Source organism: Paenibacillus sp. M-152 (assembly GCF_003856555.1).
In the GTDB taxonomy this organism is placed as follows: Bacteria; Bacillota; Bacilli; order Paenibacillales; family Paenibacillaceae; genus Paenibacillus; species Paenibacillus polymyxa_C.
On the sequence record NZ_CP034141.1, the window covers coordinates 5493393 to 5518939 of the forward strand.

The 25547-nt window shown below is 46.8% G+C and carries 24 protein-coding genes and 1 riboswitch; of the genes, 11 read left to right on the top strand and 13 right to left on the bottom strand.

Going from position 1 to position 25547, the window contains the following annotated elements; genetic code table 11:
- Positions 1-205: 205 nt before the first annotated feature.
- Positions 206-1297 (top strand): diguanylate cyclase, encoded by a 1092-nt coding sequence (locus EGM68_RS24100; RefSeq protein WP_129550159.1) that lies wholly within the window; start codon positions 206-208, stop codon positions 1295-1297.
- An 87-nt stretch (positions 1298-1384) separates the two neighbouring features.
- Here the strand turns inward: EGM68_RS24100 and EGM68_RS24105 are convergent, their stop codons facing one another.
- Complete coding sequence (locus tag EGM68_RS24105) at positions 1385-1882, bottom strand: Rrf2 family transcriptional regulator (RefSeq protein ID WP_013373549.1); 498 nt, start codon at positions 1880-1882, stop codon at positions 1385-1387.
- Between the two features lie 66 nt (positions 1883-1948).
- Positions 1949-4870 (bottom strand): glycoside hydrolase family 3 protein, encoded by a 2922-nt coding sequence (locus EGM68_RS24110; RefSeq protein WP_129550160.1) that lies wholly within the window; start codon positions 4868-4870, stop codon positions 1949-1951.
- 233 nt (positions 4871-5103) lie between these two features.
- Here EGM68_RS24110 and EGM68_RS24115 point away from each other — a divergent pair, with 233 nt between their 5' ends.
- The 4 genes from EGM68_RS24115 (at position 5104) to metE (ending at position 11172) form a co-directional block, all read left to right on the top strand.
- Positions 5104-5574, top strand: a complete 471-nt coding sequence (locus EGM68_RS24115; protein WP_013373551.1) for an AbrB/MazE/SpoVT family DNA-binding domain-containing protein — start codon at positions 5104-5106, stop codon at positions 5572-5574.
- Positions 5575-5866: 292 nt separating this feature from the next.
- On the top strand, positions 5867-7816 hold the full coding sequence (locus tag EGM68_RS24120; protein WP_129550161.1) for an anaerobic ribonucleoside triphosphate reductase: 1950 nt from the start codon (positions 5867-5869) through the stop codon (positions 7814-7816).
- Positions 7813-8310 (top strand): anaerobic ribonucleoside-triphosphate reductase activating protein, encoded by a 498-nt coding sequence (nrdG, locus tag EGM68_RS24125; protein ID WP_129550162.1) that lies wholly within the window; start codon positions 7813-7815, stop codon positions 8308-8310. Before EGM68_RS24120 ends, nrdG begins: the two co-directional genes overlap by 4 nt.
- A 189-nt stretch (positions 8311-8499) precedes the next feature.
- Positions 8500-8695: riboswitch (cobalamin riboswitch) on the top strand.
- 158 nt (positions 8696-8853) lie between these two features.
- The gene (gene metE / locus EGM68_RS24130) at positions 8854-11172 is read left to right on the top strand and encodes a 5-methyltetrahydropteroyltriglutamate--homocysteine S-methyltransferase (protein ID WP_129550163.1); all 2319 of its coding nucleotides are present in this window, start codon (positions 8854-8856) and stop codon (positions 11170-11172) included.
- Between the two features lie 88 nt (positions 11173-11260).
- Here metE and EGM68_RS24135 read toward each other — a convergent pair whose 3' ends face one another.
- Positions 11261-11794, bottom strand: coding sequence for a DUF6985 domain-containing protein (locus EGM68_RS24135; RefSeq protein WP_129550164.1), 534 nt, complete (start codon positions 11792-11794; stop codon positions 11261-11263).
- A 380-nt stretch (positions 11795-12174) separates the two neighbouring features.
- On the opposite strand from EGM68_RS24135, the gene EGM68_RS24140 reads away from it, so the two are divergent.
- The 5 genes from EGM68_RS24140 (at position 12175) to EGM68_RS24160 (ending at position 15365) form a co-directional block, all read left to right on the top strand.
- Positions 12175-12504 carry a PadR family transcriptional regulator gene (locus tag EGM68_RS24140; RefSeq protein WP_013373556.1) on the top strand — a complete coding sequence of 110 codons (330 nt, stop codon included), beginning with the start codon at positions 12175-12177 and terminating at the stop codon, positions 12502-12504.
- Positions 12497-13048, top strand: a complete 552-nt coding sequence (locus tag EGM68_RS24145) for a DUF1700 domain-containing protein (RefSeq protein ID WP_058711236.1) — start codon at positions 12497-12499, stop codon at positions 13046-13048. Before EGM68_RS24140 ends, EGM68_RS24145 begins: the two co-directional genes overlap by 8 nt.
- A 4-nt stretch (positions 13049-13052) precedes the next feature.
- Positions 13053-13904: a DUF4097 family beta strand repeat-containing protein gene (locus tag EGM68_RS24150; protein WP_129550165.1), complete on the top strand. Its 852-nt coding sequence runs from the start codon at positions 13053-13055 to the stop codon at positions 13902-13904.
- 118 nt (positions 13905-14022) lie between these two features.
- A complete protein-coding gene (locus EGM68_RS24155) occupies positions 14023-14742 on the top strand; it encodes a 3-ketoacyl-ACP reductase (RefSeq protein WP_129550166.1) in 720 nt (239 codons plus the stop codon).
- Positions 14743-14927: 185 nt separating this feature from the next.
- Complete coding sequence (locus EGM68_RS24160; RefSeq protein WP_013373561.1) at positions 14928-15365, top strand: AbrB/MazE/SpoVT family DNA-binding domain-containing protein; 438 nt, start codon at positions 14928-14930, stop codon at positions 15363-15365.
- A 70-nt stretch (positions 15366-15435) separates the two neighbouring features.
- Here the strand turns inward: EGM68_RS24160 and EGM68_RS24165 are convergent, their stop codons facing one another.
- Positions 15436-15894, bottom strand: a complete 459-nt coding sequence (locus EGM68_RS24165) for a hypothetical protein (protein WP_058711234.1) — start codon at positions 15892-15894, stop codon at positions 15436-15438.
- A gap of 121 nt (positions 15895-16015) precedes the next feature.
- Here EGM68_RS24165 and EGM68_RS24170 point away from each other — a divergent pair, with 121 nt between their 5' ends.
- Entirely contained in the window at positions 16016-16213 is a 198-nt protein-coding gene (locus tag EGM68_RS24170; RefSeq protein WP_129550167.1) for a hypothetical protein, read from the top strand.
- Here the strand turns inward: EGM68_RS24170 and EGM68_RS24175 are convergent.
- From EGM68_RS24175 to EGM68_RS24215, 9 genes are all read right to left on the bottom strand, one after another.
- Complete coding sequence (locus EGM68_RS24175) at positions 16201-17364, bottom strand: nitric oxide synthase oxygenase (protein ID WP_129550168.1); 1164 nt, start codon at positions 17362-17364, stop codon at positions 16201-16203. The two genes, EGM68_RS24170 and EGM68_RS24175, sit on opposite strands and share 13 nt — an antisense overlap.
- Before the next feature lie 150 nt (positions 17365-17514).
- On the bottom strand, positions 17515-17991 hold the full coding sequence (locus EGM68_RS24180; RefSeq protein WP_040102650.1) for a Dps family protein: 477 nt from the start codon (positions 17989-17991) through the stop codon (positions 17515-17517).
- A 306-nt stretch (positions 17992-18297) separates the two neighbouring features.
- Positions 18298-20025 carry an adenine deaminase C-terminal domain-containing protein gene (locus tag EGM68_RS24185; protein WP_129550169.1) on the bottom strand — a complete coding sequence of 576 codons (1728 nt, stop codon included), beginning with the start codon at positions 20023-20025 and terminating at the stop codon, positions 18298-18300.
- Positions 20026-20053: 28 nt separating this feature from the next.
- Complete coding sequence (locus EGM68_RS24190; protein ID WP_129550170.1) at positions 20054-21112, bottom strand: ABC transporter ATP-binding protein; 1059 nt, start codon at positions 21110-21112, stop codon at positions 20054-20056.
- Positions 21113-21128: 16 nt separating this feature from the next.
- Complete coding sequence (locus EGM68_RS24195; protein WP_013312456.1) at positions 21129-21917, bottom strand: ABC transporter permease; 789 nt, start codon at positions 21915-21917, stop codon at positions 21129-21131.
- Positions 21918-21923: 6 nt separating this feature from the next.
- A complete protein-coding gene (locus EGM68_RS24200; RefSeq protein ID WP_013373568.1) occupies positions 21924-22745 on the bottom strand; it encodes an ABC transporter permease in 822 nt (273 codons plus the stop codon).
- A 27-nt stretch (positions 22746-22772) separates the two neighbouring features.
- Positions 22773-23702: a nucleoside hydrolase gene (locus EGM68_RS24205; RefSeq protein ID WP_129550171.1), complete on the bottom strand. Its 930-nt coding sequence runs from the start codon at positions 23700-23702 to the stop codon at positions 22773-22775.
- The gene (locus EGM68_RS24210; RefSeq protein ID WP_129550172.1) at positions 23702-24775 is read right to left on the bottom strand and encodes an ABC transporter substrate-binding protein; all 1074 of its coding nucleotides are present in this window, start codon (positions 24773-24775) and stop codon (positions 23702-23704) included. Before EGM68_RS24210 ends, EGM68_RS24205 begins: the two co-directional genes overlap by 1 nt.
- Positions 24776-24950: 175 nt before the next feature.
- The gene (locus EGM68_RS24215; RefSeq protein ID WP_013373571.1) at positions 24951-25295 is read right to left on the bottom strand and encodes a hypothetical protein; all 345 of its coding nucleotides are present in this window, start codon (positions 25293-25295) and stop codon (positions 24951-24953) included.
- Positions 25296-25547: the final 252 nt, after the last annotated feature.

The window sequence follows — 25547 nt, forward strand, 5'->3', positions numbered from 1 at the left end:
AAAATGGTAGCAGTACACTACCTATTTCCTAATTAATGTATCTTTGGAGTATGCTCAATCTATTCCCAGTTATGCACCAAGCACATGATCGAAACATTATAAGTCAACCTAACGTAATAAATTTTAATAAATTTTTCTTTTTTAAGCCTAATGTCAGTTCTTTTTGATAAAATGAAGGAATATGCCTCTCGGGAGGGTTATCATCTTGTTTAGTACGTTTTTTGTAAATACCTGTATCCTTGTCACCTTTTTGTACATAACCGGCCTTATTTCACAAAGGTATAAAATCCGTCTACACACCTTAACGCATAAGGTGCATTGGATCGGAGGCGCTCTTTTCGGTTGCTATGGCATTGTTATCATGTACTACTCTATTCCAGTAGGATTTAATACCATTGCTGATCTTCGTCATCTGGCTATCGTAGCTACCGCAACATATATTGGCGGCCCGGCTGCGCTCATGGCAACGCTTTTTATATGTCTAGGCAGACTTTTGCTGTTTGGTATCAACAATCAAGCTATCGTAGGCGCCGTTTTTATGCTGCTTGCCGGTCTGGGGTGCGCTATACTGTCACATTTGTCCTGGTCACGTTTACCCAAGCTGATGATTATGAATGTTTTTGCTTTGGGCATTATATTCTGTCCCCTTATGATTAATTTGAAAAATCTCGATGATGTTCTGCACGTGTATCCGCTCCAATTCTTCATTTCGATGGTCGGCGGATGTCTTCTGTACCTCATTGCTGAATCTATCAATACCTCCAATGAGCTATTACTCCGTCTGGAGCGTACCTCCTATACGGACCATCTCACCAATTTAAGCAACAGAAGGCAGCTTGAATTTTCATTGGAAGAGGAGCTTCCCCAAGCCCGTCAACGGCATGAGCACTTATCTGTACTGGTGTTGGATATTGACCACTTCAAGGAAGTAAACGATACCTACGGACATGCTGCAGGCGATGCCGTGCTGCGTCAGCTTGGACAGATTTTAATGGAAAAGTGCCGTGCTAATGATGTAGTCACCCGCAGCGGGGGAGAAGAATTCACCGTACTCTTGCCGAATTGTGCTTTTCGGCAAGCACTACGCATAGCTAATCAGATTCTTAGCGGAGTAAATCAGTATGAGTTTGTTTTAGCGGACGGGCTTATTCTTAAAGTCACCGTGTCCATTGGCGTGACCACCTTCCCTGGTACAGGAGAAGATATATCCGGAGCAGCCCTGCTGGAACAGGCAGACAAAGCACTATACGAAGCTAAAAAAGCAGGACGTAACCGGGTTTGCTCATATGAAATATAAATTGAGGCATGACCCTTACACGGAAATAGCCGATACAACCCTCTCTTGAGGATCGTATCGGCTATTATCCTTTTAAATGAAAAGATGTTACTCCCTTTGGGAAGATGACTTGGCATCCTTATCTTCAGTATGATTGCAATTCCCTACCACAAGCGATGTACGCTTGGCGAGCGAAGCAAGCGTATGAGATTCCCATACCTCCAGCATACGACGTTCACTCTCAGCTAAAATCTCAGATACGGCTATCGCCAACTCCCCGCAAAAAGGGTTCGTCTCCGGTTCATGCATCATACCCGGGAATATGGGATCACATATTTCAATGGCATGGTATATATCAGCAAGTGTAATATGATCCGCCGAACGGGTAAGCACATAACCTCCCTCGCGCCCTTCACGTGCTGCAATCAAATCTGCCTGCACAAGCCGCGTCAGCACTCTGCGCACCAAAGTAACTTCGCAATCAATGGAGCGGGCAATAGAACCGCTGGCACAAAGCTCCCCGTGTTTTTCCAAATAGACAAGCGCCTTTAACGCAATTCCAAGCCATTTGGGCGTTGCGGTGCGTAGTCTTTTTTCACTATTCAAATGAGATGACACCCCTAAGCTGTAGAAACTTCGATGAATGCATTGTACGTGATGTCAGATGTAAGTTCAAGCCTGAAAGCCGGAACCCTCTGGATCCCTAGCTCCCAAAGTAAAATGACCCAGTCGCACTTCCCCACTGAGCGACAGATATACATCACGGATGCCGGAGGCTGATTGTACCTTTTCCGAGAGTGTCACCCATGCTTGTGCCCCTCCTGTATTGCCCACGTTGATGCGCGACACAGCAGGGCTGTCCGGCGCATTCAAATGCAACTCGATTGCTGCATCACTGCTGTTGCCTGACACGCGGCACTGGAGCTCGACCACACTCACTGTATTCATGTCTACGCCATGAAAGGCGATCCAACCGGAACGTTGCGGTGAACGGGGACGTACACAGGCCTCCTTTTGCTCCTTGCTTTCATCCAGCAGGATGTCGAAGCAATCATCAAAGTTTTCAGCTCGAATCCTTGGTCCAGCTTGTCGTGGTGGAATAACTTCACCCCGAACGTACACAGGATGCTCCAATCGAATATCTGCTGAGGAGGCGCCTGCCAGCAGGGTATATTCACCTGATTCCACGCAATAGCCATCCCGTGTTACATCCCAAATCGCCCAATCTTTCACTCGAACCGTAAAAGTAATTGTTCGCGTCTCACCTGGCTCCAAGCGAATGCGTTGAAATCCACACAACGTCTTCAATGGGCGTTTTACGCGCGAAGCTTCAGAGCGTACATATAGCTGTACAACCTCTTCACCAGCAGATTCGCCCCGGTTCGTCACATCAACCCACGCCTGGAGAGTATCCGCAGCGTCAAGTGTAGCCATAGATTTAACATTATCCTTATGGGCGTCTGTATGCAGATCACTATACTCAAATGGCGAATACGTTAGCCCGTGTCCAAATGGATATAACGGTTCACCTTCAAAATATTGATAGGTACGGCCGCTGCGAATGATATCATAATCCTTGATATCACCCAATTGATCCTCGCTCTGAACCCAGGTCATATTGAGACGCCCTGCCGGTGCATAATCTCCAAACAATACATCCGCTATAGCTGTACCATGCTCCTGTCCCGCATGAGATGTGTATATGATCGCTGGAATATGCTCTTGAAGCCAAGGAATCGCAAATGGATAACTACCCGTCAGTACCACAATCGTATTCGGATTGACACGATATACTTCCTCGATAAGTCGTTGCTGGGAAGCAGCCAGTTCCAAGCCTGGGCGATCATTCTCTTCCTTTCCGTTAATAAGCGGGTGATTTCCAACGAATACAATCGCTGTATCTGCCGCTTGCGCAGCGGCTATCGCTTCCGCTAAGCCATCCGATACCGTCTCTATACGGAAAGTCGTATGGTTGAAGTCTGAGGCGTTAGGTGCAGGACTTGCGGATTCCATCACCTTTAATAAGCCCTCCGTTCCTGCGATCACTGGCTTACCGTTCCATGTGGTCCACAGATGCTCTCCTTGTTCCACAGGAGTCAGTCCAAAGACCTCTTTAACATACCAGCCATACGCTTCATCAGCTGTCACACGAAGCGTCTCCTCATCGCTCGTCACATAGGTACCCAGATGTTCATCATGCAGCGTCACGCTACCATAGCCCCAATCTGTTATGGTCAATACCGTTGGCTCTCCATTCTGGGACAGGCGCATATCGCCTGAAGAATTAACTGTGAGCTTCGCGCCATCAGTCGCCGCCGTCAAGGTCACACGATCTTTGGCATCGGAGTACACGACACGTTCTTCCGCGCTCCCGCTTTCCAGCTTGGCACGAATCGCCTCCAGCGGTGTAACCCGGTAAGGCAGCGTACCGGAATACCAATCGCGGAACACCTCATTGCCATGCGAACCAATGACCGCTACTTTGCCGCACTGGGCAGGGTTTAATGGCAGAAGTTCTTGCTCATTTTTGAGCAGTACGATCTGCTCCCTCGCCGCACGCAACGACAATTCACGAGCTTGCTCTGTCATTAAAGCCTCCTCACCGATGGAGGCATAGGGATTGTCTGCCGCCGGATCAAATTCCCCCAAACGAAAACGAACACGGAACGTATGGAACAATGCCCGATCCAAGTCCTCTTCTTGTAGAGAGCCCTGCTCCAAAGCTTCTCGAATTGCCTGCTTGGAGAGCTCCGCATCATCCGTAATGCTGTCAATTCCTGCGCGAATAGATTCAGCCACGCCCGGCGTATGGGAATCGTAATATTGATGGTCGTTTACAATCCCCATAACATCACCCGCATCACTTACGACAAAGCCGTCCATTCCCCATTCGCCTCTGACAATATCGTTAACACCATGGTACAACGTGGCAGGCGTTCCGTTAATCAAGTTGTAGGAAGTCATCATCGACTGGGCTCCGCCTTCCGTAAAAGGCTTCTCAAAAGCTCTTAGATAATATTCCCGCAGGTTTCGGGGGTCTATGCTGGAGGAGCCGGCTCCCCGGTCCACTTCATTATTGTTACCGAGAAAATGTTTCAGTGTCGCAACCGCTTTCAAGTATACCGGATGATCACCCTGTATCCCCTTGACTAACTCCTTCGACAATTCTCCCGTCAAATACGGGTCTTCGCCGTAGGCTTCCTCGTTACGTCCCCATCTTGGGTCACGCTCCATATCCACTGTAGGTGCCCACAGGGTCAGACCGTTCAATTTTGGGTTACGACGATAGTAGACACGCGCCTCATCTGCAATAACAGAGCCGATCTGCCGCATTAACTCCGTATCCCAAGTACAGGCCAATCCCACAGGCTGAGGAAATGAAGTTGCCTCCCCCAACCAGGCGATCCCGTGTGCCGCTTCCGTACCGTGCTTGTAAGCTGCAACTCCCAAACGGTCAATGGCCGGCTGGTATTGCAGCATAGATTCGATCTTTTCCTCTAAGGTTAGTCGCGACACGAGATCCCGTACACGCTCGTCCAGGTGAATCTTCGGATCTTGAAATAAATATTCGATACCCGTTGTTTCATGACTCAAATCCGTCATCTCCTTAGCTTCATTAAGATGATAAAAAATCCTTTCACGAAAGCGCTTTAATATATCATAGCGGAAAAGGAGTACACCGGCAACAATACCGAAATCATCCTAAATTGGATGAAAGTCAGACTGCGGCATACGAGAAAAAAAGTTACATTTTCCCTTTCATATATAAAGCTAAAAATGATATTTTTTGGTATAATCAGGATATATCATTGAAGGAGGAAGCGCTGATGAAAAATACCGGAATGACACGGCCTCTGGACCAGTTGGGGCGAATCGTACTCCCAAAGGAAATGCGTACCACAATGGATATCAATATCGGTGATTCGCTTGAATTCTTCGTAGATGAAGAAGGATTTGTATTAAGGAAATACACGGGTGTCTCCTGCAAATTTTGCGGCGCAGTGGATCATTTAACTTATTTTCGGGACAGCTTTATTTGCGCTGATTGCATTCAGTTATTAAAGAACGATGAACATGTACATGCCACAAGCAATGATGCCATCCAGGCTCAAGAACGCACCAAACCGATCCAAGCCAACACAACCTGGCAGCCCAAGCAATCCAGAGTACAGCAAGGTGAAATGGTAAAAAAGCTCCGCAAGCTGATTCAGGAACATCCGAACCTGCCACAAAAAGTGTATGCAGAAATGCTCGATATTTCCCAAGGCCGTGTGTCCCAACTGAAAAAGCTGCTCTAAACCTTCTAAAAGTTTATTTCCCAATATCATATACGATGTACTTGCAAACCTACTTATTTCGTTGCAACTGCGGTGGCCAGGTATAGAGTAAGGCGCATATCTGTGGATGTGTCTCTTATTCTATACCTGGCCTTTTTGTGCTTCCTGCTCCCATCAATGTGACAATAGTCACATACTCTCCATGTCTACGTATATACAATATATAGATCGAAACAATTGGTTATCACTAGATATCATCAATATGTTGTTTTTGTGAAAAATATATATTTTTTACTATATGGAGGGTTTTACGATGAAGGTGCTGGAGGAACATCAATTATACGACATCGGCGAGCGAGTCATTGGGGCACAAGATCTGGACATGCTGCGGGAGAATGCAAATTTAAATGGAGAATCGTTCAGTGGCAAAATGAGCAAGCTTGGCTCGGAATATGCCAAATGGTATGCGCGCTTGCGTGTACTTCCGCCTGAATTGACAGACGCCATTGACCACGGGTATGTATATGTTCACGATTTGGACCAATATGCGCTCGGAACTACAAATTGTATCTTTATCCCATTTGGTCGTTTGCTACAAGACGGTTTCAATACAGGCAATGGCTCTGTACGCACACCGCAAACAATTATGTCTGCGATGGCACTGGTCGCCATCATATTTCAGTCTCAACAAAATAGCCAATTTGGTGGTGTCTCTGCCAATAAAATAGATTGGGACCTTGCTCCATACGTTGCTCGTTCCTTCCGCAAGCATCTGCGCAAAGGACTCCGGCTGTTCGAGGAAGAGCTAGACTCCCGTTGGTCTGACGAAGAACTGCATCTAGCCAATACCCACTTGCAAGAAATCTGTCCTCGTTCATACTCATTCGCACGCGAAGAGACAGAGACAGAAACCCGGCAGGCCGCTGAATCGCTCATTCATAACCTGAACACGATGAGCAGTCGGGCAGGGGGGCAAATTCCGTTCACTTCACTGAATTACGGGATGTGTACGTCTGCTGAAGGTCGACTTGTTTCGCAATCACTGCTGGAAGCCACAATTCGCGGACTCGGCAGCGGGGAAACTCCTATTTTTCCACAACATATTTTCCAATGTAAAAAAGGAGTCAACCAGGCAGAGGGCGATATCAACTATGACTTGTTCTTAAAGGCGGTAGAGTGCTCCAGCAAGCGGATGTATCCTAATTTTGTGAATGTGGATGCTACCTTCAACCTGCCCTATTACCGCGCAGATGACCCCGATACCATCATTGCCACGATGGGCTGCCGTACCCGCACCATTTCTGACCGTTTCGGCAGAAACCGCCAGAGCGGCAAGGGTAATCTCTCATTTAATACCATTAATCTGGTACGGCTCGGGATTGAATACGGTATTTGCACAGGCAAGCGTCTGACACCTGACCGTGATCGCTTTGACGCGAGATTGGAAGAGGTTATGCGAATTGCAGTAGACGGTCTAATCCATCGCTATCATATCCAGACCAGCCAGCCAGCCAAAGCCTCGGACTTTATGATGCGCGAAGGGGTATGGGAAGGCGGAAAAGAACTGGCACCTGATGAGAAGGTGGGAAACGTCCTCAAGCACGGTACACTTTCGATTGGTTTTATCGGGCTGGCTGAGTGCATGAAAGCATTATATGGAAAGCACCACGGGGAAGATGATGCTGTATACCGTGAAGCACAGCGAATCATCACTTCCATGCGCATGTATTGTGATCGAATGAGTGAGCACTACAATCTAAATATTACACTGTTCGCGACGCCTGCCGAAGGTCTGTCGGGCAAGTTCACATTGCTGGATCAACGTGACTTCGGAGTTATTCCTGAAGTAAATGACCGGGAATATTACACGAATTCCTTTCATATTCCGGTGTATTACAAGCTTCCCGCTGCACGTAAAATCAGCTTGGAGGCTCCGTTCCATAATCTATGTAATGCGGGTGCAATTTCATACATTGAGCTGGACGGTAATGCACGGAATAACCCGGATGCATTTCTTAAAATTGTTCAGTACGCACTTCAACAGAACATCGGCTACTTTTCCATCAACCATCCGGTAGATCGTTGTACGGAATGCGGCTATGAAGGGATTATCGGGACAAGCTGTCCTCAATGCGGCACAGATGAGGAACACACGCACTTTCAGCGTTTACGTCGGGTAACCGGATATCTGACAGGAGATTATACCGTTCGTTTTAATGCTGCCAAGCAAGCCGAAGTCCGCGACCGGGTGAAGCATAAGTGAATTTGTGCGGCTATATTCCGGAATCTCTGAATGAAGGATACGGCCTGCGCACCGTTGTATTCATTAGCGGTTGCCGCCATGCCTGTCCCGGCTGTTTTAATCCAACTTCGTGGAATTTCCGCGCAGGGGAGCCATTCACGCCTGAGCGTCAACAGGAGGTTATCCGTGATATCATGGATAATCCGCTGTTGGACGGACTGACTCTCTGCGGGGGAGACCCCTTTTTCTCAGCAGCAGAATGCTCGCAATTTGTACGTGACTTCCGCGCGGCTTGTCCCGACCGAACCGTATGGGCCTATACAGGCTTTGTTTACGAGGATCTGCTCATGGATCCGGAACGACAGGAGCTAGCTCTTTTGTGTGACGTGATTGTAGATGGCCGTTTTGTTGAACAGCAAAAAGATCTGACCCTCCCCTTTCGGGGCAGCCGTAATCAGCGCCTGGTAGATGTCAAAGCCAGTACTCGAGCAGGTTACACCGTTTCATTGACTTAAAGGCGATGTTCTACTTAGCAAGATGCTATACAAAAGACAAGTCCCCCACGATGGGTTGGGATTGTCTTTTTTGCATATAACTAACAGATTCCACTCCAGTTTCTATTACTGTTTCTATTGCACATCCTGTGAGTTTCACTTATGATGGTGAACAAGTATACGAGTGCATAATTATTCGTCATACCTTAATCGCATAGCCTGGAAATAGGTGTCTGTTCTATTCAGATCAGACTTAAAAGGGAAGCCGGTGCAAATCCGGGACGGTCCCGCCACTGTAAACGGGGAATGTTCAGCTACTCATACACCCACTGGTCCAAAGACCGGGAAGGGATGCTGAACGTCATGATCCGCAAGTCAGGAGACCTGCCTATTTTAACAACATCGCAGTACCTACGGAAGATAGGGAGGTGTTAAGAGCAGTCGCCGTATTTTTGAATTTTAATCGCGGAGGCATTCTTTCCCCTATTCATTTTTAGCCTTGGGGACAGAATGCCTTTTTTGGTACGTAAAAATAAACTGGCTACCAGTTAGGAGGAAACCTACATGTCCATTAACGAACGATCTGCATTGTCGGGTTTGATTAGCAGTAATCTGGGTTATCCGCGTATTGGTGGGAACCGGGAATGGAAGAAAGCACTGGAGCGCTTCTGGCAGGGTAGTATTGACGAAAGCGAACTGCATAGTGAGATGAAAAGATTGCGTCTGGAGCATCTGAGCAAGCAACGTGACAAAGGGATTGATCGCATTCCTGTCGGAGACTTCTCCTATTACGATCACGTGCTGGATACATCCGTGATGTTTGGTCTCGTCCCCGAACGCTTCAACTATCGTTTTACAGGTCCAGTTCCTCTATCTGTGTATTTCGGGATCGCACGTGGGCAGAAGGGAGCTACTGCCAGTGAAATGACCAAATGGATGAATACCAATTACCACTACATCGTTCCCGAATTGGCGAACGCGGCTCCGGTGCTCACTGAAAACAAACCATTACTAGCTTATCGTGAAGCAAAGCAGGAGCTAGGCATTGAAGGTAAACCGGTTCTCATCGGTCCCTATTCATTTGTTGTTTTATCCAAAGGCTATGATCGTAAGGATCTCGCTTCTATTATACGAACCTTCCAGCCTTTATACGCCCGAGTCTTGTCAGAGCTAGCAGCAGAAGGCGTTCAATGGGTCCAAATCGATGAACCTGTCCTGACCACCTCATTCCCGGCAGAGGATCTGGAGATTATTCAGGAGGTCTATGAAGCTTTGACCCAAGCTGCACCCTCGTTGAACATCATGCTGCAAACCTACTTTGGCAGCCTGGACCATTATGAGCGTCTGACTGAACTTCCGGTACAGGGACTGGGTCTTGATTTTGTATACGATGATGGCGAAAATCTTCAGCATATATGCCAGCATGGCTTCCCTAAAGGGAAAACGCTGGGTGCTGGTGTCATTGACGGACGCAATATCTGGCGCAGCGACCTGAATGCCGTGGCTGCACTGTTGGACCAGTTAGCAGAACAGACCACTGCCGCACAGCTTATCGTACAGCCATCGTGCAGTCTGCTGCATGTGCCGGTCAGTCTGGACGCAGAGCATAAGCTGGACCAAGAACTGGTGCATGCACTAGCCTTTGCCGATGAAAAGCTGGATGAAATCGCAGGCTTGACGGCTGCACTTGGCAAGCACGATCCATCCGCACTTGCCAAGCTTGAGCAAAGTTCGGATGCGGTAGCCCGCTTCAACCGCTCCGCGGCAAGGGTACAGACAGCTGCCGATTTGGCCGACCTGCTGGCAAAAGAGCCACTGTCACGCAGCGTTCCTTTCGCCGAGCGCCGGGTGATTCAGCAAAATAGGCTGAAGTTGCCCCCACTACCTACGACGACCATCGGCAGCTTCCCGCAAACTGCTGAGGTCCGCAAGGCCCGTCTGCACTATCGCAAAGGAGAATGGTCTGCCGAGCAATATCGGACATTCATCCAACAGCAGATCAAGGAATGGATTGATATCCAAGAGGACATTGGCATAGATGTGCTTGTACATGGGGAATTTGAACGGACCGACATGGTTGAATTTTTTGGCGAAAAGCTGAAAGGCTTTGCTTTTACACAAAACGGGTGGGTGCAGTCCTACGGCTCCCGCTGTGTTAAACCGCCGATCATTTACGGAGATGTGTCGTTCGATCAACCTATGACCGTGGAAGAGACGGCATTTGCTCAGTCGTTAACCTCCAAGCCAGTTAAAGGGATGCTTACAGGCCCTGTGACCATTTTGAACTGGTCCTTTGAACGTAATGATATTCCACGCAGGCAAGTAGCTTTGCAGTTAGCTCTGGCATTACGGGCAGAGGTAGAGGCACTCGAACAAGCGGGTATTAGCATGATTCAGGTGGATGAACCCGCAATTCGTGAAGGGCTTCCGTTGAAAAAAGAACAACAGCAGGCCTATCTGGATTGGGCAGTTCAAGCCTTCCTTGTGACCACGGCCACCGCTCAGCCTGCGACCCAAATCCATACACACATGTGCTATTCCGAATTCCAGGATATGATCCAGTCCATTTCAGACATGGATGCCGACGTGATTTCTATTGAAACCTCTCGTAGCCACGGAGAACTGATTGTTAGCTTTGAGGATCAGGTTTACGACAAAGGCATCGGTCTGGGTGTATACGATATCCACAGTCCGCGCATTCCTGATGTATCAGAAATGCTAAGCATGATTCAGCGTGCCTTGCGCGTACTGCCATCAGATTTGTTCTGGGTTAATCCAGACTGTGGGCTGAAAACCCGTACCAAGGAAGAATCTGTTGCCGCATTGCGGCAAATGGTACAGGCGGCTCAAGCAGCCCGTGCCGTGCTGTCTGTATCCAACTAATATATTTATCATATCCAATCGCGTCATCATGTCCACCATATCCTATTCCCTTTCGGTCTTTCTATTAGAGACCGGAAGGGGGTTTTATTTATTCCAAGTCATATAATGTATATGCACCTTGAATATGCTCGATTTTCATCTGCTTCAGATGTACACCTAAGCCATGCTCTCGATCCCAGGAACAACTAAAATTCAAATATAGTTCATCCTTTTCCGATGAGTCGGAAATCAGTATAGATATAAGCTGCATTCGATCCAGCAATTGCTCTGGTCGCTCCACATAAGGCGCATATTCATTAGGGTCCTCTCCCCATGAGCTGTATGCCTTCCGATACTTTTCCACTATGTCTACATAATAATGGTGTATGGACTCCAACACTTGAGGATGGATCTCTGACGAACATGCCATATACGTCTCCCATGTCTTTTTTTGCAGCTCTGTAGGTTCTTCTATAATCTGTGCCTGTTCTTCAGAGTCGGCTCCCACGATAAATTCAGCTTCTACCTCCGATGGCTGCCCGCAAAAATCAAGATGTACCACACCACGTAGTACAACCTCCTCCGACACATCCCAAGTCTCATCATCCTGTTCCAATTCCCTATACCAGTGTTTCCAGTCCATCCTTTATCCACCTCTTCATCATAGGTAATCTTTAACTCTATTGAACACCTTACAATCTATCATTTTAATGAATGAAATTAAAGTAACATCCTATGGGGCCACCCAGCCAGAAATCGAGAATTTTCCAAATGAAACTACTTTATTCTACAAGATTCGCTATTCATGTAAGCCTTAAAGAAAGAAAACCAGCCCATTTTGACCCGAAGATTTTATTATTAAAAATTTAGTACCTTGCATTAATCAGTACATGATGTTAAATTATACCTGACTACTGATTTATAATCAGTACCCGTGACAAATTATGCACAAACACACGTTTCTTCCCCTTATTCCGAACGACACCTATGAATTATGATTACATCAGGAAGGGAGCATCGCTCGTGAATGTGAACATCCAATTCAAAAAAGGGGTACTGGAACTATGCGTTCTAGTTCTAATTGGACGTAGAGACCGCTATGGCTACGAATTGGCTCAAGCCGTCTCCCGTCATATTGAAGTAGCAGAGGGAGCCCTATATCCACTGCTTCGCCGTCTGGTATCAGAGGGATACTGCACGACGTATTTACAGGAATCGACCGAGGGTCCGCCCCGTAAATATTATCGGCTAACCGATACCGGTAGCCATTATACAAGACTACTTACACGGGAATGGAATGATTTTGTCCATCATGTCGCAAGCCTACTGGAGGAAGGAAATTCCGATGAATAGAAAACAGTTTCTTACAGAGGTGGAACAGCGTCTTTCTCCTCTCCCTGCAGAGGTACGCCATGAGCTGCTTAGTGATTTGAGCCAGCATTTTGACTACGGGTTGGTTAATGGCAAAAGCGAAAGTGAGATTGCCCATGAGCTGGGTAACCCAGAAGATATTGCTCGAGAAGCGTTGGATGTTCCCAATGCAGGCTGGAACGCTTCTCCTCCGCTTCGCCAGGGCAGCTTTGCACGCAATATTTTTACTTTCCTAGGGCTGTTGTTTCTCAATTTGCTAATCTCCATCCCGATTATGGCTACCCTATGGGCAGTATGGGCTTCATTGGCTGTGGTATCGATCAGCTTCATTGTAGCCCCCCTTCTCGCTGTTACTGATTATGCGCTAAACAGCACCTTTTACCCGGCCAAATTCTTTTTCTCTATCACGTTGACGGGTATAGGTCTATTGCTGCTGCCTGGAGTACGTTACCTCTTACTCCTTATGGTCAAGAGCACAGTACGATACTGGAAATGGAATCAGATTACCCTGAGGGGAGCTTACTAAAAACATGAATAAAAAGTGGTTTATTGCAGCAGGTCTGTGCATTGTCATCGGTGCAGCCGGAATGGTGGCCTACGGTGCTCCATGGAATCAACAAGTAATGAAAGAAACAACAGCTATAAATAAAAAGTGGACATTCACACGTGGTCAGCTACAAAACCTGAAAGTGGACAGTTCTGATGATGTTTCTATTTTGTTCACTCCTGGCTCTGGCGACCAAGGTACGATACGCATCAGCGGAGAAGTTCAAACAAAAGTAGCCGACCAAATTCATAATGCCCAAATTGAGAACGGTAAACTTACCATTCAATCGGAGCCGGCCCCTTCCTTGTCATTCTTTTCGATCACTCCTGATTTGGATCAAACGATTACCGTAGAGATGCCCTCTGGCGAAACACTAACTGGCCTACAGGTAGATGCACATTCAGGGAATGTAAAACTTCAAGATGCCTCTGTGAAGAATACTTCTATCACCGTTACTTCAGGCACTGCCGAGATTACAAACCTCCGGAGTACCCACCTGATCGCAAATCTAACGTCCGGTAACTTTATAGCCAGTCAGCTTACTGCAGATATGGAGCTAAAGCTTACTTCAGGAGATGTCACCATCCACGATTATAGCGGTAATGGTCTTCTCTCCCTAACCTCAGGGGAGACAAATATTACACAACGTGCCGTAGCCAACTTGGAAGTGAATGCTGATTCTGGTGACGTGAAGATTAAGCAAGCTCCCGATTTTAAAGGTGTTTATAATGTCCGCTCTGACTCTGGGAGTATCAATACTCCCGAATCTGTTCCCGGCGCCGCGAGCGTGATCAAGGTTGAAACCACATCAGGGGATATTGATATTTCCAAATAGGAGACCACTACATAATGCCTCATCGGGTCGAAGTTTGGTTCAAGGGGTTCAACCTAGTATAATGAAACCATGTGCTCAGATGCACAACCACGTTATATAGTGATAAGGAGGAGACTGGATGGAACTTAAGAACAAAACAGCCATTATTACAGGAGCCAGCAAAGGAATCGGTAAGGCAATTGCCGAAACCTTGGCCAAGGAAGGCGTTAATCTGGGGTTAATCTCACGCACATTGACCGACCTACAAAAGCTGCAGGATTCACTGGGGAGTACATACGGTGTGAAAGTGGTGAGTGCTGTTGCGGATATATCCGATCGCACACAGGCCGCTACCGCTGTAGCTTCACTGGAGCATGAACTGGGTGCCGTCGATATTTTGATCAACAATGCAGGCATCGCCACCTTCGGCACAGTCGCAGATATGGACCCCGAAGAGTGGGAACGTATTATTCGCGTAAACCTGATGGGAACCTATTATGTGACACACGCCGCTCTTCCAAGCATGCTGGCGCAACAGAGCGGAAATATTATTAACATTTCCTCCACAGCAGGAGAACGAGGTTTTGCAACAGGCTCTGCATATTGCGCATCCAAATTTGCTTTGATGGGATTCACGGAAGCACTGATGCAGGAAGTTCGCAAATCCAACATTCGGGTTACCGCGCTGACACCAAGCACGGTCAATACAGAATTGGCTGTAAATGCGGGGTTGCCTATTGGCGACGAGGACCGCATGCTTCAGCCGCAGGATTTGGCCGATCTGACGTTAGCTGCATTGAAGCTGCCGCCACGGGTTCAATTAAAAGTAGCCGGCATTTGGACAACCAACCCACAGTAATTCGACATGACATCTTAGATTCATTGGCTGCACCAAGCTCCGGCAGACGTAATTGTTCGTCATGCCGGAGCTTTTTTTAGGATAGCTATACCAAAACAAACTTTAATATAAGCGCTTTGTACTTCCAGCATACATAACATACAATTCCTGCAACCATAAGCGCATTCCAAGAAAGGGGAAAAATGATGAAGAACACAGGAATGACACGACCACTAGACCATTTGGGACGTATTGTGCTACCCAAAGAACTGCGCACTTCTATGAATATTAATATTGGAGATGCCCTCGATTTTTTTATTACACCAGAGGGACTGATGATTCGCAAATATACGGGGGTTTCTTGTTATTTTTGTGGCGCCGTTGATCATTTAAGCTATTTCAGAGATCATCTGATCTGCAAGAGTTGTATTGAAAACCTGAAGAGCGATAATCCCTCCAGTCATTTGAGTGAAGCACGTCCTGTCCAGCCGAAGAAAAGAAGAAGCTACAGAAATCAGAATGAGCTCCTGAATAAACTAAAGCAGCTCATGGAGGAATACCCTAATGTCTCTCAAAAAGAATTAGCCGAAATGCTGGAATTGTCTCAAGGTCGTGTGTCACAGCTTAAAAAGCTGCTCCTTTGATTCTGTCTTTCCACCTCGTTTGTTAAAAACAAATAAAAAAAGAGCCTAACGGCTCTTGGATCATTCATCATTACGCAATGTCAGACTGCTCCATAATCGGGACTCGATAGGCAAGCAGGGACTCGTCTATTACGGCAGAGATAAACGTTGCTTCTATTTCAGGCACCAGTCTAAGCGCATAGTTCCATGCGTTTTCCTCAATTTGCAGCGCAAGCCGTTGCCGGGTCCCGATCCTGTTCTCTTGCTCCATCGCATCGGAGAGGCCCTCTAATTCAGTATCGGCGGCGTGCCCGATCTCATGCGCAAGCACAACCGTAAAATACTCCTCAACCCGATCTGCGCTGCCGAACATCTGTAAACATTGTGTTTCGATAACATCCGTATACATGGTAATGGCGTGAGCATGCATGGCATATTTGCCCCCAATCAGCCGTCCACCAGGAAAACGTTTCTCCAGCTTAACTGTTACGCCTATAGCAGCTCGTTCCAAAAGCTCAGCGACAATGCGCTCTGCCTGATTTCTCTCCAACTTAGCTTCGCTCCTCAAACCAAGATATATAAAGTTATATTTACGATATAACTTATGAAATTATGAATGTACTCATACAATACACAGTACGATATTATACCTTTTTACAAAGGAGAATACCATGCCAGAAGATTATTATATCGGCTGGGGAACGCTTGCCCTTATTAATGCCGGCTTGGCACAGTCCAAAAATCGGAGGAGGCTTAACTGGTTTGTGCTCTCACTACTCATAGGGCCGATCGCGACCCTATTGATCGTTGTATGGGATAACCGGAGTCCAGATCCAACAATTAGTCTCCCGTTAGGTTATCCAGAATGAAAAGGACAGCCTTGCGGCTTCTGCGGCAGCGCTGCATCTGTTGTTGGTTTAGCCTGTCTCGTCATATATGGCTTTTCCTGAACTCCGAAATTCGGCTTCACAAGCCGATTATCGTAAGAACTATGAAAAATATGCGTGGTTGCTGGTGACAACGGTGGGATCAGCCACGTCCAATTACCTGTCAGCGCGCGACCAGCCTTGGCTTCCCGTTCCTCAAACAACTTGAATTGTGCTGCTGCGGTATGATGATCGACAATGCTGACCCCCGCTTTTTTAAAAGAATGCAGCACAGCAATGTTCAACTCTACCAGCGCCCGATCACGCCATAGCGTTGTTTCACTCGTCGTATCCAGCCCCATCAGTTTTGCCACCTGTGGCAACATATTATAGCGGAAGGTATCCGCAAAATTACGGGCACCGATTTCTGTCCCCATATACCAGCCGTTAAATGGAGCTGCTGTATAGATGATACCGCCAATCTCCAGCGTCATATCTGAAATCATAGGCACAGCATACCAGCGCAATCCCAGAGAGGCTATATACGAGAGTTCCGGATGCTCAATGGGCACCTCCATCACCAAATGTTCAGGAATATCAAAGAGCTTGGGAGGTTGGCCTCCCGCTTCCACAACTAGCGGCAATATATCAAAAGCAGTCATTGCTCCTTGCCACCCCAAATCCCTACAAGCATTCGTAAAATCCACCGAGATCGGATCCCCGATGACCCCTTGATCCGTTTCATATCCAGCATAACGAATGAGTTGATGGTTCCAAATGCGAATATTCGACTGGCCCGGCTGGGAGGCGCGAAATACAGTAAGCGTAGGCTTAATTTTACCGCCATTCGTCCCTATGCGGATATGCTCCAATAGCTCGTGAACTACTTGCGTCGCATCTGACGCTCCCCGTGCATCCCTGACCAAAAGCTTGTCCCAAAACAAGCGACCGATACAACGATTGCTATTCCGCCAAGCCATAAGTGCCCCGTGTTCCAGCTCTTCGTAAGTATGATCGTACGTTCCAATAGTCTCTATGTCGTGACGAATATCAAGAAGCCGGGCTTCCGCATCATCGCGGCTTCGGCCCAGCTCCTCATAACATGTATATATAAACTGCTCCGCTTCATGCAAAAGCTGTTGTTTCGCTTCCACAACCTACACCCCATCCCGGTAGCTCACTTCCTTATGAGCCTATGGTCTTCCATGCCTATTCGTCATTATACTCCAGCGGCAGGCTGGAACCAACGGAATGTATAGCTTGTTCACCTGATCTCCATATCCGTGGAAATCACTCCCGGAAATTTATCCTAAATATGCGGTAAGCATCCAGATATGTTTATCCATTTCTTCTCTCAAGCCATTCAGAAGATCCTCTGTTGCTTTGTCCTGTGCCGCTTCTGCTGCTTCCATACCATTAGCCAATTCAACAGTAATCGTTTTAAAATCAGCTACAACGGCCTTCACCATATCTTCGGCTGTCTGCTCGCCTGCGGACTCCTGAATAGCTGACAGTTGCAAATGCTCCTTCAAGGTCGCAGCAGGACGACCGCCAATAGCCAACAAACGTTCAGCAATCGTATCCAGATTAGCTGTTGCTTCATTATAAAGCTCCTCGAATTTAGCATGCAGTGTGAAGAATTTAGGTCCTTTTACATACCAGTGAAAATAATGCAGCTTTGTGTACAGTACAGACCAGGTAGCCACGTGACGGTTTAAAGCCTTGTGAAGTTCTTGAATAGCCTCTTGTGTAGGTGCGTTCGTATGATTTAATGTACTCATGTGTAAAATCCCCTCTCGTTATTATCATTAATATAGTTGGAGTGATACTCGCTAGCAGTAGTGTCTGATTTTCTTCTAAATCCCATGCGTGAAACCAAAAAATATTCAGCAATTAATTTAGACTTAATCTAAATCCTGTTTTAATTATAACACTATCTATGTGTTTTGCAAGACCTTATTATGGTTAAATCATGAAGATTACGTGAATTGATCGACAGGCAAACGCTTCATACAAATTCGCAACCCACCTCAATAATCTAAACACAGCAAAAAAAGAGCCGCCCCGTAAAAGGGTCGACTCTTTTTTTATTCTTGCATTTCCGAAGGGTTTACAATCAAGGGTACAACTTTGCCTGCGTTTACATCAATCAAGCCGTGATCGGTAATTTTCAAAGCCGGGCTGACTGGCAAAGAATGAGTACTCAGCGACATGATTGGATTGTAATGGCGATAGCCTAGCGACAGTAAGGCTGAACGCAGTTCCTTTACGTGGGCAGCAACCATTTCTAGCGGTCCCTCTGTTAAAATTCCGCCCACTGTTAACGGTAAATGGGACAGCACCTTGCCATTTTCAACTACACAAAAGCCCCCTTGGCTGGATAGAACCGTATTCGCAGCCAAAATCATATCTTGCTTGTTATGCCCCACGACCAGCAAGTTATGGTTATCGTGCGAATAGGTGGTTGCCACGGCTCCACGTTTAATCGTATCTCCCCCGATCAAACCGTAAGCACGGTTGCCGTTCTTGCCATACCGCTCAAACGTAGCAATGAGTCCATGTTCACCATGTTCCCATACCAGTTCACCCTGCTCTACTTGGGCAGGTGCAATTCGTTCGCTTGTAAAAGTTGATCCATCCTTGACCATCATAATACGGCATTGATGTGTGCCATCAGCTACATCCAACTTCACAGTAAAATCCTGCTCTGTGAGTGGATTGAGCTTTACACTTTGATAAAAGTGGGCAGGGAACTGGCACTTTACCTGTGCCTGATGATATTCCTCAAATTTATCAAATACCTTATGACCGTCCTTATAGACTTGCTCCACATCAAACTGCTCCAGATCCGATAGTAGCACAAAGTCAGCTATTTTCCCTGGCGCAATTGTCCCGCGATCATGCATGCGCATCCGGGCAGCAGGAGTAAACGTAGCTGCATAAATCGCATCCTCAGGCTTCATGCCCATTCCGATCGCTTTACTTACAATATGGTTCAGATGTCCCCGCTCTACGAAAGAATCCGGCATTACATCATCCGTTACGAAGCAAAAATGTTGTGCAACGTCCTCCTGAATGAGATAGTCCATCACCTCAGGGGTCATGGATTTTTCCTGGATCTCAATAAACATCCCGGCGGCCATTCTTGCCTTCATACCTTCAATGCTTTGGTGGGTATGGTCTGAGCCTATTCCTGCATAGATCAACTGATGCAGATCCAGATCAAGCAACTGCGGCGTATGGCCTTCAATGATCAGCTCTGGGTAGTGCTCACGAACATGGCGTAAGATGCGGTTCGTCTTGCTCTCCGGATCACGAATGACATCTACATAATTCATAATTTCACCCAGGCAGATCATCTCACCCGTTTGCAACAAAGTATCAATCTCGGGGATGTCAATCTCGCCCCCTGAGGTTTCCAATGGTGTCGCTGGGACAGAGCTAGGAATCCCGTAAAACATATCAGCCACGCAATCTTTGCTGGCCTCCATCATTTCCTGAATACCTTCCAATCCGAAAACATTCGCCATTTCGTGCGGTTCCGGTACAATCGTCGTGACCCCATTGCGAATGAGTCCATAGGAAAAGGTTGCTGGTGTCACCATTGTACTTTCGATATGCAAATGGATATCGATCAGGCCGGGAATCATATATTTCCCGTGCCCCTCCACAATTTCAGCAGCCTCGAAAGATTCCAGACCACGCTGACCGATATACATAAACTTGCCTTCAAGTATAGCAACATTGCCTACCTCGAACGTCTTGTAGTAACTGTTATACACCTTAACTTGTAAAATCATTTTGTCTGCACGCATGATGTATCTCCTTCATCGAACCCGCTGATTATTGGACCAGCACCATTTTGTCTGCCGGAAAATGCAGGGTAACCCGTTGACCACTCAAGTAAGGCGTATCCATTTCCTGATTAGCCGTAAAGTTTCCCTTCGCTGTCTCTACCACATACTGATAGCTGCGCCCTAGGTAAGTACTTACCTTAATGACACCAGAAAGCTCATTTTCTCCTGTCTCGTTGCCTTCTGTTCGAATGACCAAATCATCCGGGCGAATAGCGCCTTGGCGAGCCCCTGGCTGGACTGTGCCCTGATTACGCACTACGCTAAACGAAAGGTCGCTTGTATTCAGTCGAATACGTTCTCCTTCTTCAGTGCGCTCGTCAAAGCTTAGAAAATTATTAAACCCAATAAAGCGGGCAACAAATTCGGTCGTCGGATATTTAAAAATGGTCGATGGAGCGTCTAATTGCTCGATGTTCCCCTTATTCATAATCGCAACCTGGTCAGAAATCGAAAAACATTCCTCCTGATCGTGCGATACATACACGGTGGTGATACCTAGCTCCTGTTGAATACGGCGGATTTCTACGCGCATATTTACACGCAGGTTAGCATCCAAGTTACTCAGAGGTTCATCAAACAGCAGCAGATCAGGTTCAATTACAAGCGCTCGCGCAATCGCGACACGTTGACGCTGCCCGCCTGATAATTCGCCAGGGAAACGTTTTTCGAATCCCCCCAAGCTAACCGTATCCAGCATAGTCATAACGCGTCGTTTCACATCATCTTCTTTTACTTTACGTAACCGCAAACCAAAGGCAACATTATCAAAAACCGACAAGTGCGGGAAAAGCGCATAACTTTGGAATACAAAACCGAAGTTCCGTTTATTCACTGGAACCCGGGTATAATCCTTATCACCAAACAAAAATGTTCCTTGTTTAGCTTCGAGAAATCCTGCAATAAGACGAAGTGTAGTCGTTTTGCCACAACCACTCGGTCCGAGCAACGAAAGCAATTGCCCTCGTTCGAGCTGCAAATCGAAATCCTGCAAGATCAGTTGGTTGTCATAAGCGACCGAAACGCGATCCAGAGTAAGCAGTGCCATAAGGTTGAAGCCTCCATTACCTTTTAGTGAAGTAAGACAATCCCATCAGTCGTTCAATCAAGAACATCAGGATACCCGTTAAAATCATCAGCATAACCGAAATCGCTGCAATCGTCGGATCAAAATAATTTTCGACGTAAGTCAGCATTTGAATAGGCAGGGTGCTGAAGCCCGGTCCTGTCATGAAGACGGAAATGTCGACATTGTTGAATGATTCCAGAAAGGCAATCAGGATAGCCGCAATAATGCCTGAGCGGATGTTGGGTAGAACCACCTTGAAAAAGGTTTCCAGCCGTCCAGCTCCCAAACTAAGCGCTGCTTCCTCAATCGCAAAATCAAAGTTAGACAAGCTGGATGCAATGACTCTAATAATGAACGGCAGCATAATCACCGTATGTCCGATCAAAAGTCCAGCGTATACCGGTAAATGGTACACAATGATCAGATAACGCAGCAGTGTAAATCCAAGCACAATACCCGGTATAAGCAACGGGGAAAGGAACAAGGCATTCAGTGCATCCTTACCGCGAAACGAAAACCGACTAAGCGCATAAGCGGCTGGCATACCGATTAACAACGCCAGGATATTGCCCAGCAGAGAGACGACAATCGACGTTTTGAACGTGGACATAAACAAATCCACTTCAAAAATATTTTCATACCAGCGCAAGGAAAAGCCCTGCGGAGGAAATTTTAATACCGTGCCCGGCTCGAAAGAAGTGACCGATATGATCAACAGCGGACCGAGCAGAAAGATGAAGACCAGCAGGCTAAAGAAGCCTAGTCCGTAATGTTTCTCCCGCATATCCACCTACCCCTTCGGATTGAGTTTATGGGCCGCCTTATTTAAGAGACCGACCACGATAAATGTAATAGCAATCATAATTGTTGCGATAACAGAGGCTAAAAACCAGTCGTTAAGCGTCATCGCATTTTGGTACAAAAATGTAGCGATAACCCGCTGTTTCCCTCCCAGCAGTGCTGGGGTCGTATAAGCTGTCAGGCTGCCTACGAAAACAAGAATGCTTCCAATGATCAGACCCGGAACAGACAGCGGGAATACAATTTTACGAAATGCGCTGAATCTGGAGGCTCCAAGACTCTGAGCAGCATGGACAAGATCACCGTCAATATTTTCAAGCACACCAATCAATGAAATAATCATCAGCGGTAAAAACAAATGGACCAGACCAATAATCATCGCTGCCGGAGTGTACAAAATATTTAGCGGCTCATCCACGAGTCCTAAACTCATTAGCACGTTGTTTAATAACCCCTTGCGACCCAAAATGACCATCCAGCTGAATGACCGCACCACCGGACTCGTCAACAAGGGAAAGATAGCCAGCGCCAGCAAAATCCCTTTACGACGCGGGGCCTTTTGTGAAATATAATAAGCCGTCGGAAAACCGAGCAATACGCACACGAGGGTCGTTACGACACTGACCTCCAGCGTAGTCAGCAATATTTTCAGAAAATAAGGGTCCTTGAAGAAATGGAGATAGCCTTCTAGGGTGAATGAGCTGTTCTGTACGAAGGTCGAACCGATCGTCAACACAATCGGAATGACCATGAACACCGCCAGAAAGAGCAAACCTGGCAGCAGCAGCCAATACAAGTATGTTTTCTTCATGGGTAGCTCCTTGCGGTTATCAAAATGTTATTCCTTGTTCAGCACCTGGATAAACAGCTCCAGAAAAGCTTCACTGTCCACCTGCTCGCACACATTCATATTGGGACTATGATTGAGACGGTTCTGCACATCTCCTACCGTTTGTCCGTCACATATGCGACTGGAGGTTTCCACGTCCACATATAACAGCGAGGTATCTACTAACCTCGAATTCAATGCCACACCTACGGCAAGCGGGTCATGAAGCGCACACGCTTTTACGCCGTTGCGTTCTTCATAACGCTTGGTATACACGGCCGTGCTTTCAGCTACATAATTACGAATCTCTGGACGGGTCAGACGAGCAACATGATCCGCAGTCAGCAATGCCTTACGTGTTACATCCAGACCAACCTGTATCAATCGACTAAATCCAGCGTGAAATACGATCCGTGCGGCTTCAGGATCAGCGTACATGTTATACTCCGCTACAGGTGTAATATTGCCGCACCCGTGAATAACACCGCCCATAAAAATAACCTCATGAACGTGATCCGTCAGATCGGGACACTTCAGCAACGCCAACGCCAGATTGGTGAGCGGTCCGGTGCAAACCAGCGTTATTTCCCCCGAGTGAGCCATCACGGTCTCAATGATGATATCCGGTGCAAAACCTTCGGATGCAGAGATGGCTGGGACTATTCCACTCAATGCACCTCCGATGCCGTCTTCTCCATGAACACGGTGCTCGTGCAGGCCTTTTCGTATTAATGGAGCCTCTGCCCCCCGATAGACCGGAATATCCGGTCTTTCCAGCAGGTTGAGGATTTTGCATGTATTCAGTGTTGCTTGTTTAAGTGAAACATTCCCGCATACCGTAGTAATCGCTTGGATATCCAGCTGACCACTTTTGGCCGCAAGTAAAATACCCAACGCATCATCAATGCCTGTATCTACATCTAATATGATCTTTTTCATTATTGTGCAACTTCCCGGTTCCAGCGATCTGTCCATGCCTTGATATGATCGTTAACGAATTTCATATCCAGCTTGGTCAGCTTATTCACTACATCTGCACCGTACGTAATTCCCTCTGTATCCGCACCGGACAGTACCACCTGCGTGTTCACCGGAGAATCAACCTTTGCTTTGGCGGATTTTTCTTGAACTTCCTTGCTCAGCTGCCAGTTGATAAACTCCTCAGCCAGCTCCTTCTGGTCGGAGCCTTTCACTACATTAATCGTGTTCATGACTGCATAAGCACCCTCACTAGGAGCTACGAATTTCGCCCCTGGCACAGCTGCCTGCAAATCTTTGAAGTACATTTCCATAATCGGACCGCCCGCAATTTCCTGCTGGCTAAACATGTTTACGAACTCGGACGTTTTACTATAAAACTTAACAATATTTGGACTCAGTTCCTTCAGCTTCCCAAAGGCTTGGTCTTCATTAAATTCCTTGCTACCCGCTACCTTGGAAGCCGCGTCTACCATCATCGGGCCAGCCGTTGCCGTAATATTCGGCAGAGTCACGTTTCCTTTGAATTCAGTGCCCCACAGGTCGGCCCAGGAGGTTACATCTTTTTTCACCAGCTCTGGATTATAGGCAATACCAAGGCGTCCGACTGTATAAGCAGGGCCATATTCCTCACCCAGTGGTGCTTTGGCAATATCATAAATTTGGTTCAAGTTCGGCACTTTACTGCGATCCAACTTCTCGAATAGCCCCTGTTGAATTCCCTGTTGGGCATAATAATCAGACAGATAAATCAGATCGACATCAGTGCTGCCTTGACTGATTTTGTTCAATCGTTCCGCATTATTTCCGATTTCTACAACAATATCAACGTTATGTTCCTTTTCAAAAGGCTCGTACACTTCTTTATTAAAAAAGTCCTCGGAGAAGCCCCATGTGGAAATAACTAGTTTCTTTTTCCCATCAGCTGAGCCATCTTTTCCATCTGTCTGACCACTAGTAGCATTGCTGCCGCAACCTGCCAGTACCACAGATGCCAAGGTCACAGCCATAAATCCTTTAAACCACTTTTTCATATGAAACTCCCCCTGTTTTTTTATTCTGCACACCTTATGACACAAAAAAGAAAAGTACTCTTGTAAAACAAGAATACTTTTCTTCGTAAACAAAGAATAAGTTGATCCCGCTGCGCGTTATAACAGGTTCTCCCCTCAGATAGATCCGAAGCGAAAAGCCGAATATCCAATTTTATTAGGACTCTTTCAGTATGATGTTCGTAATGGCCCACTGCGTTGCTGAATCATAGTCGCGCAGTAAAGCTTCTATATCGAGCTCCATATCCTCAATCAGCTTCTCGCGAAGTCTCTTCTTATACAGCATGGACATTCGGAAATCCACTTCCAGCTTCAAGCCGGGGGCTTCCACTTCCAATGCCGCCGAGCGTGGAGAACGCCGGTGCTTCGCTACAAAGGTAACAATGTTGTTCTCAACGGTGGCCCGCAACAGCGTGGTCCCGAAGCCGAACAGTTCCTTTGAAACTTCATTGTAAATCTGGCACATCCGCTTTTTGCTTTCGTTACTGTCGAGCAGCGTCATGAACCCACCCTCATCAGCATATTACGTACAATCAATCTTTTAACACGATAGATTATACATAAATATACGCTAAATAGCAAACAAAAATCCCTGATTCAATAACGTATATCGCGAAAAAGCGAACAATATGTCGAAGTTTGTAACTTTGCGACATTTTTATACTTACTGATCTCAAAAATCTCGGTTTAGATCCATCCTACCAAAGGGCCGATAACAACGAAAGGAAACAATTTACTATTTCCATTGATCAGA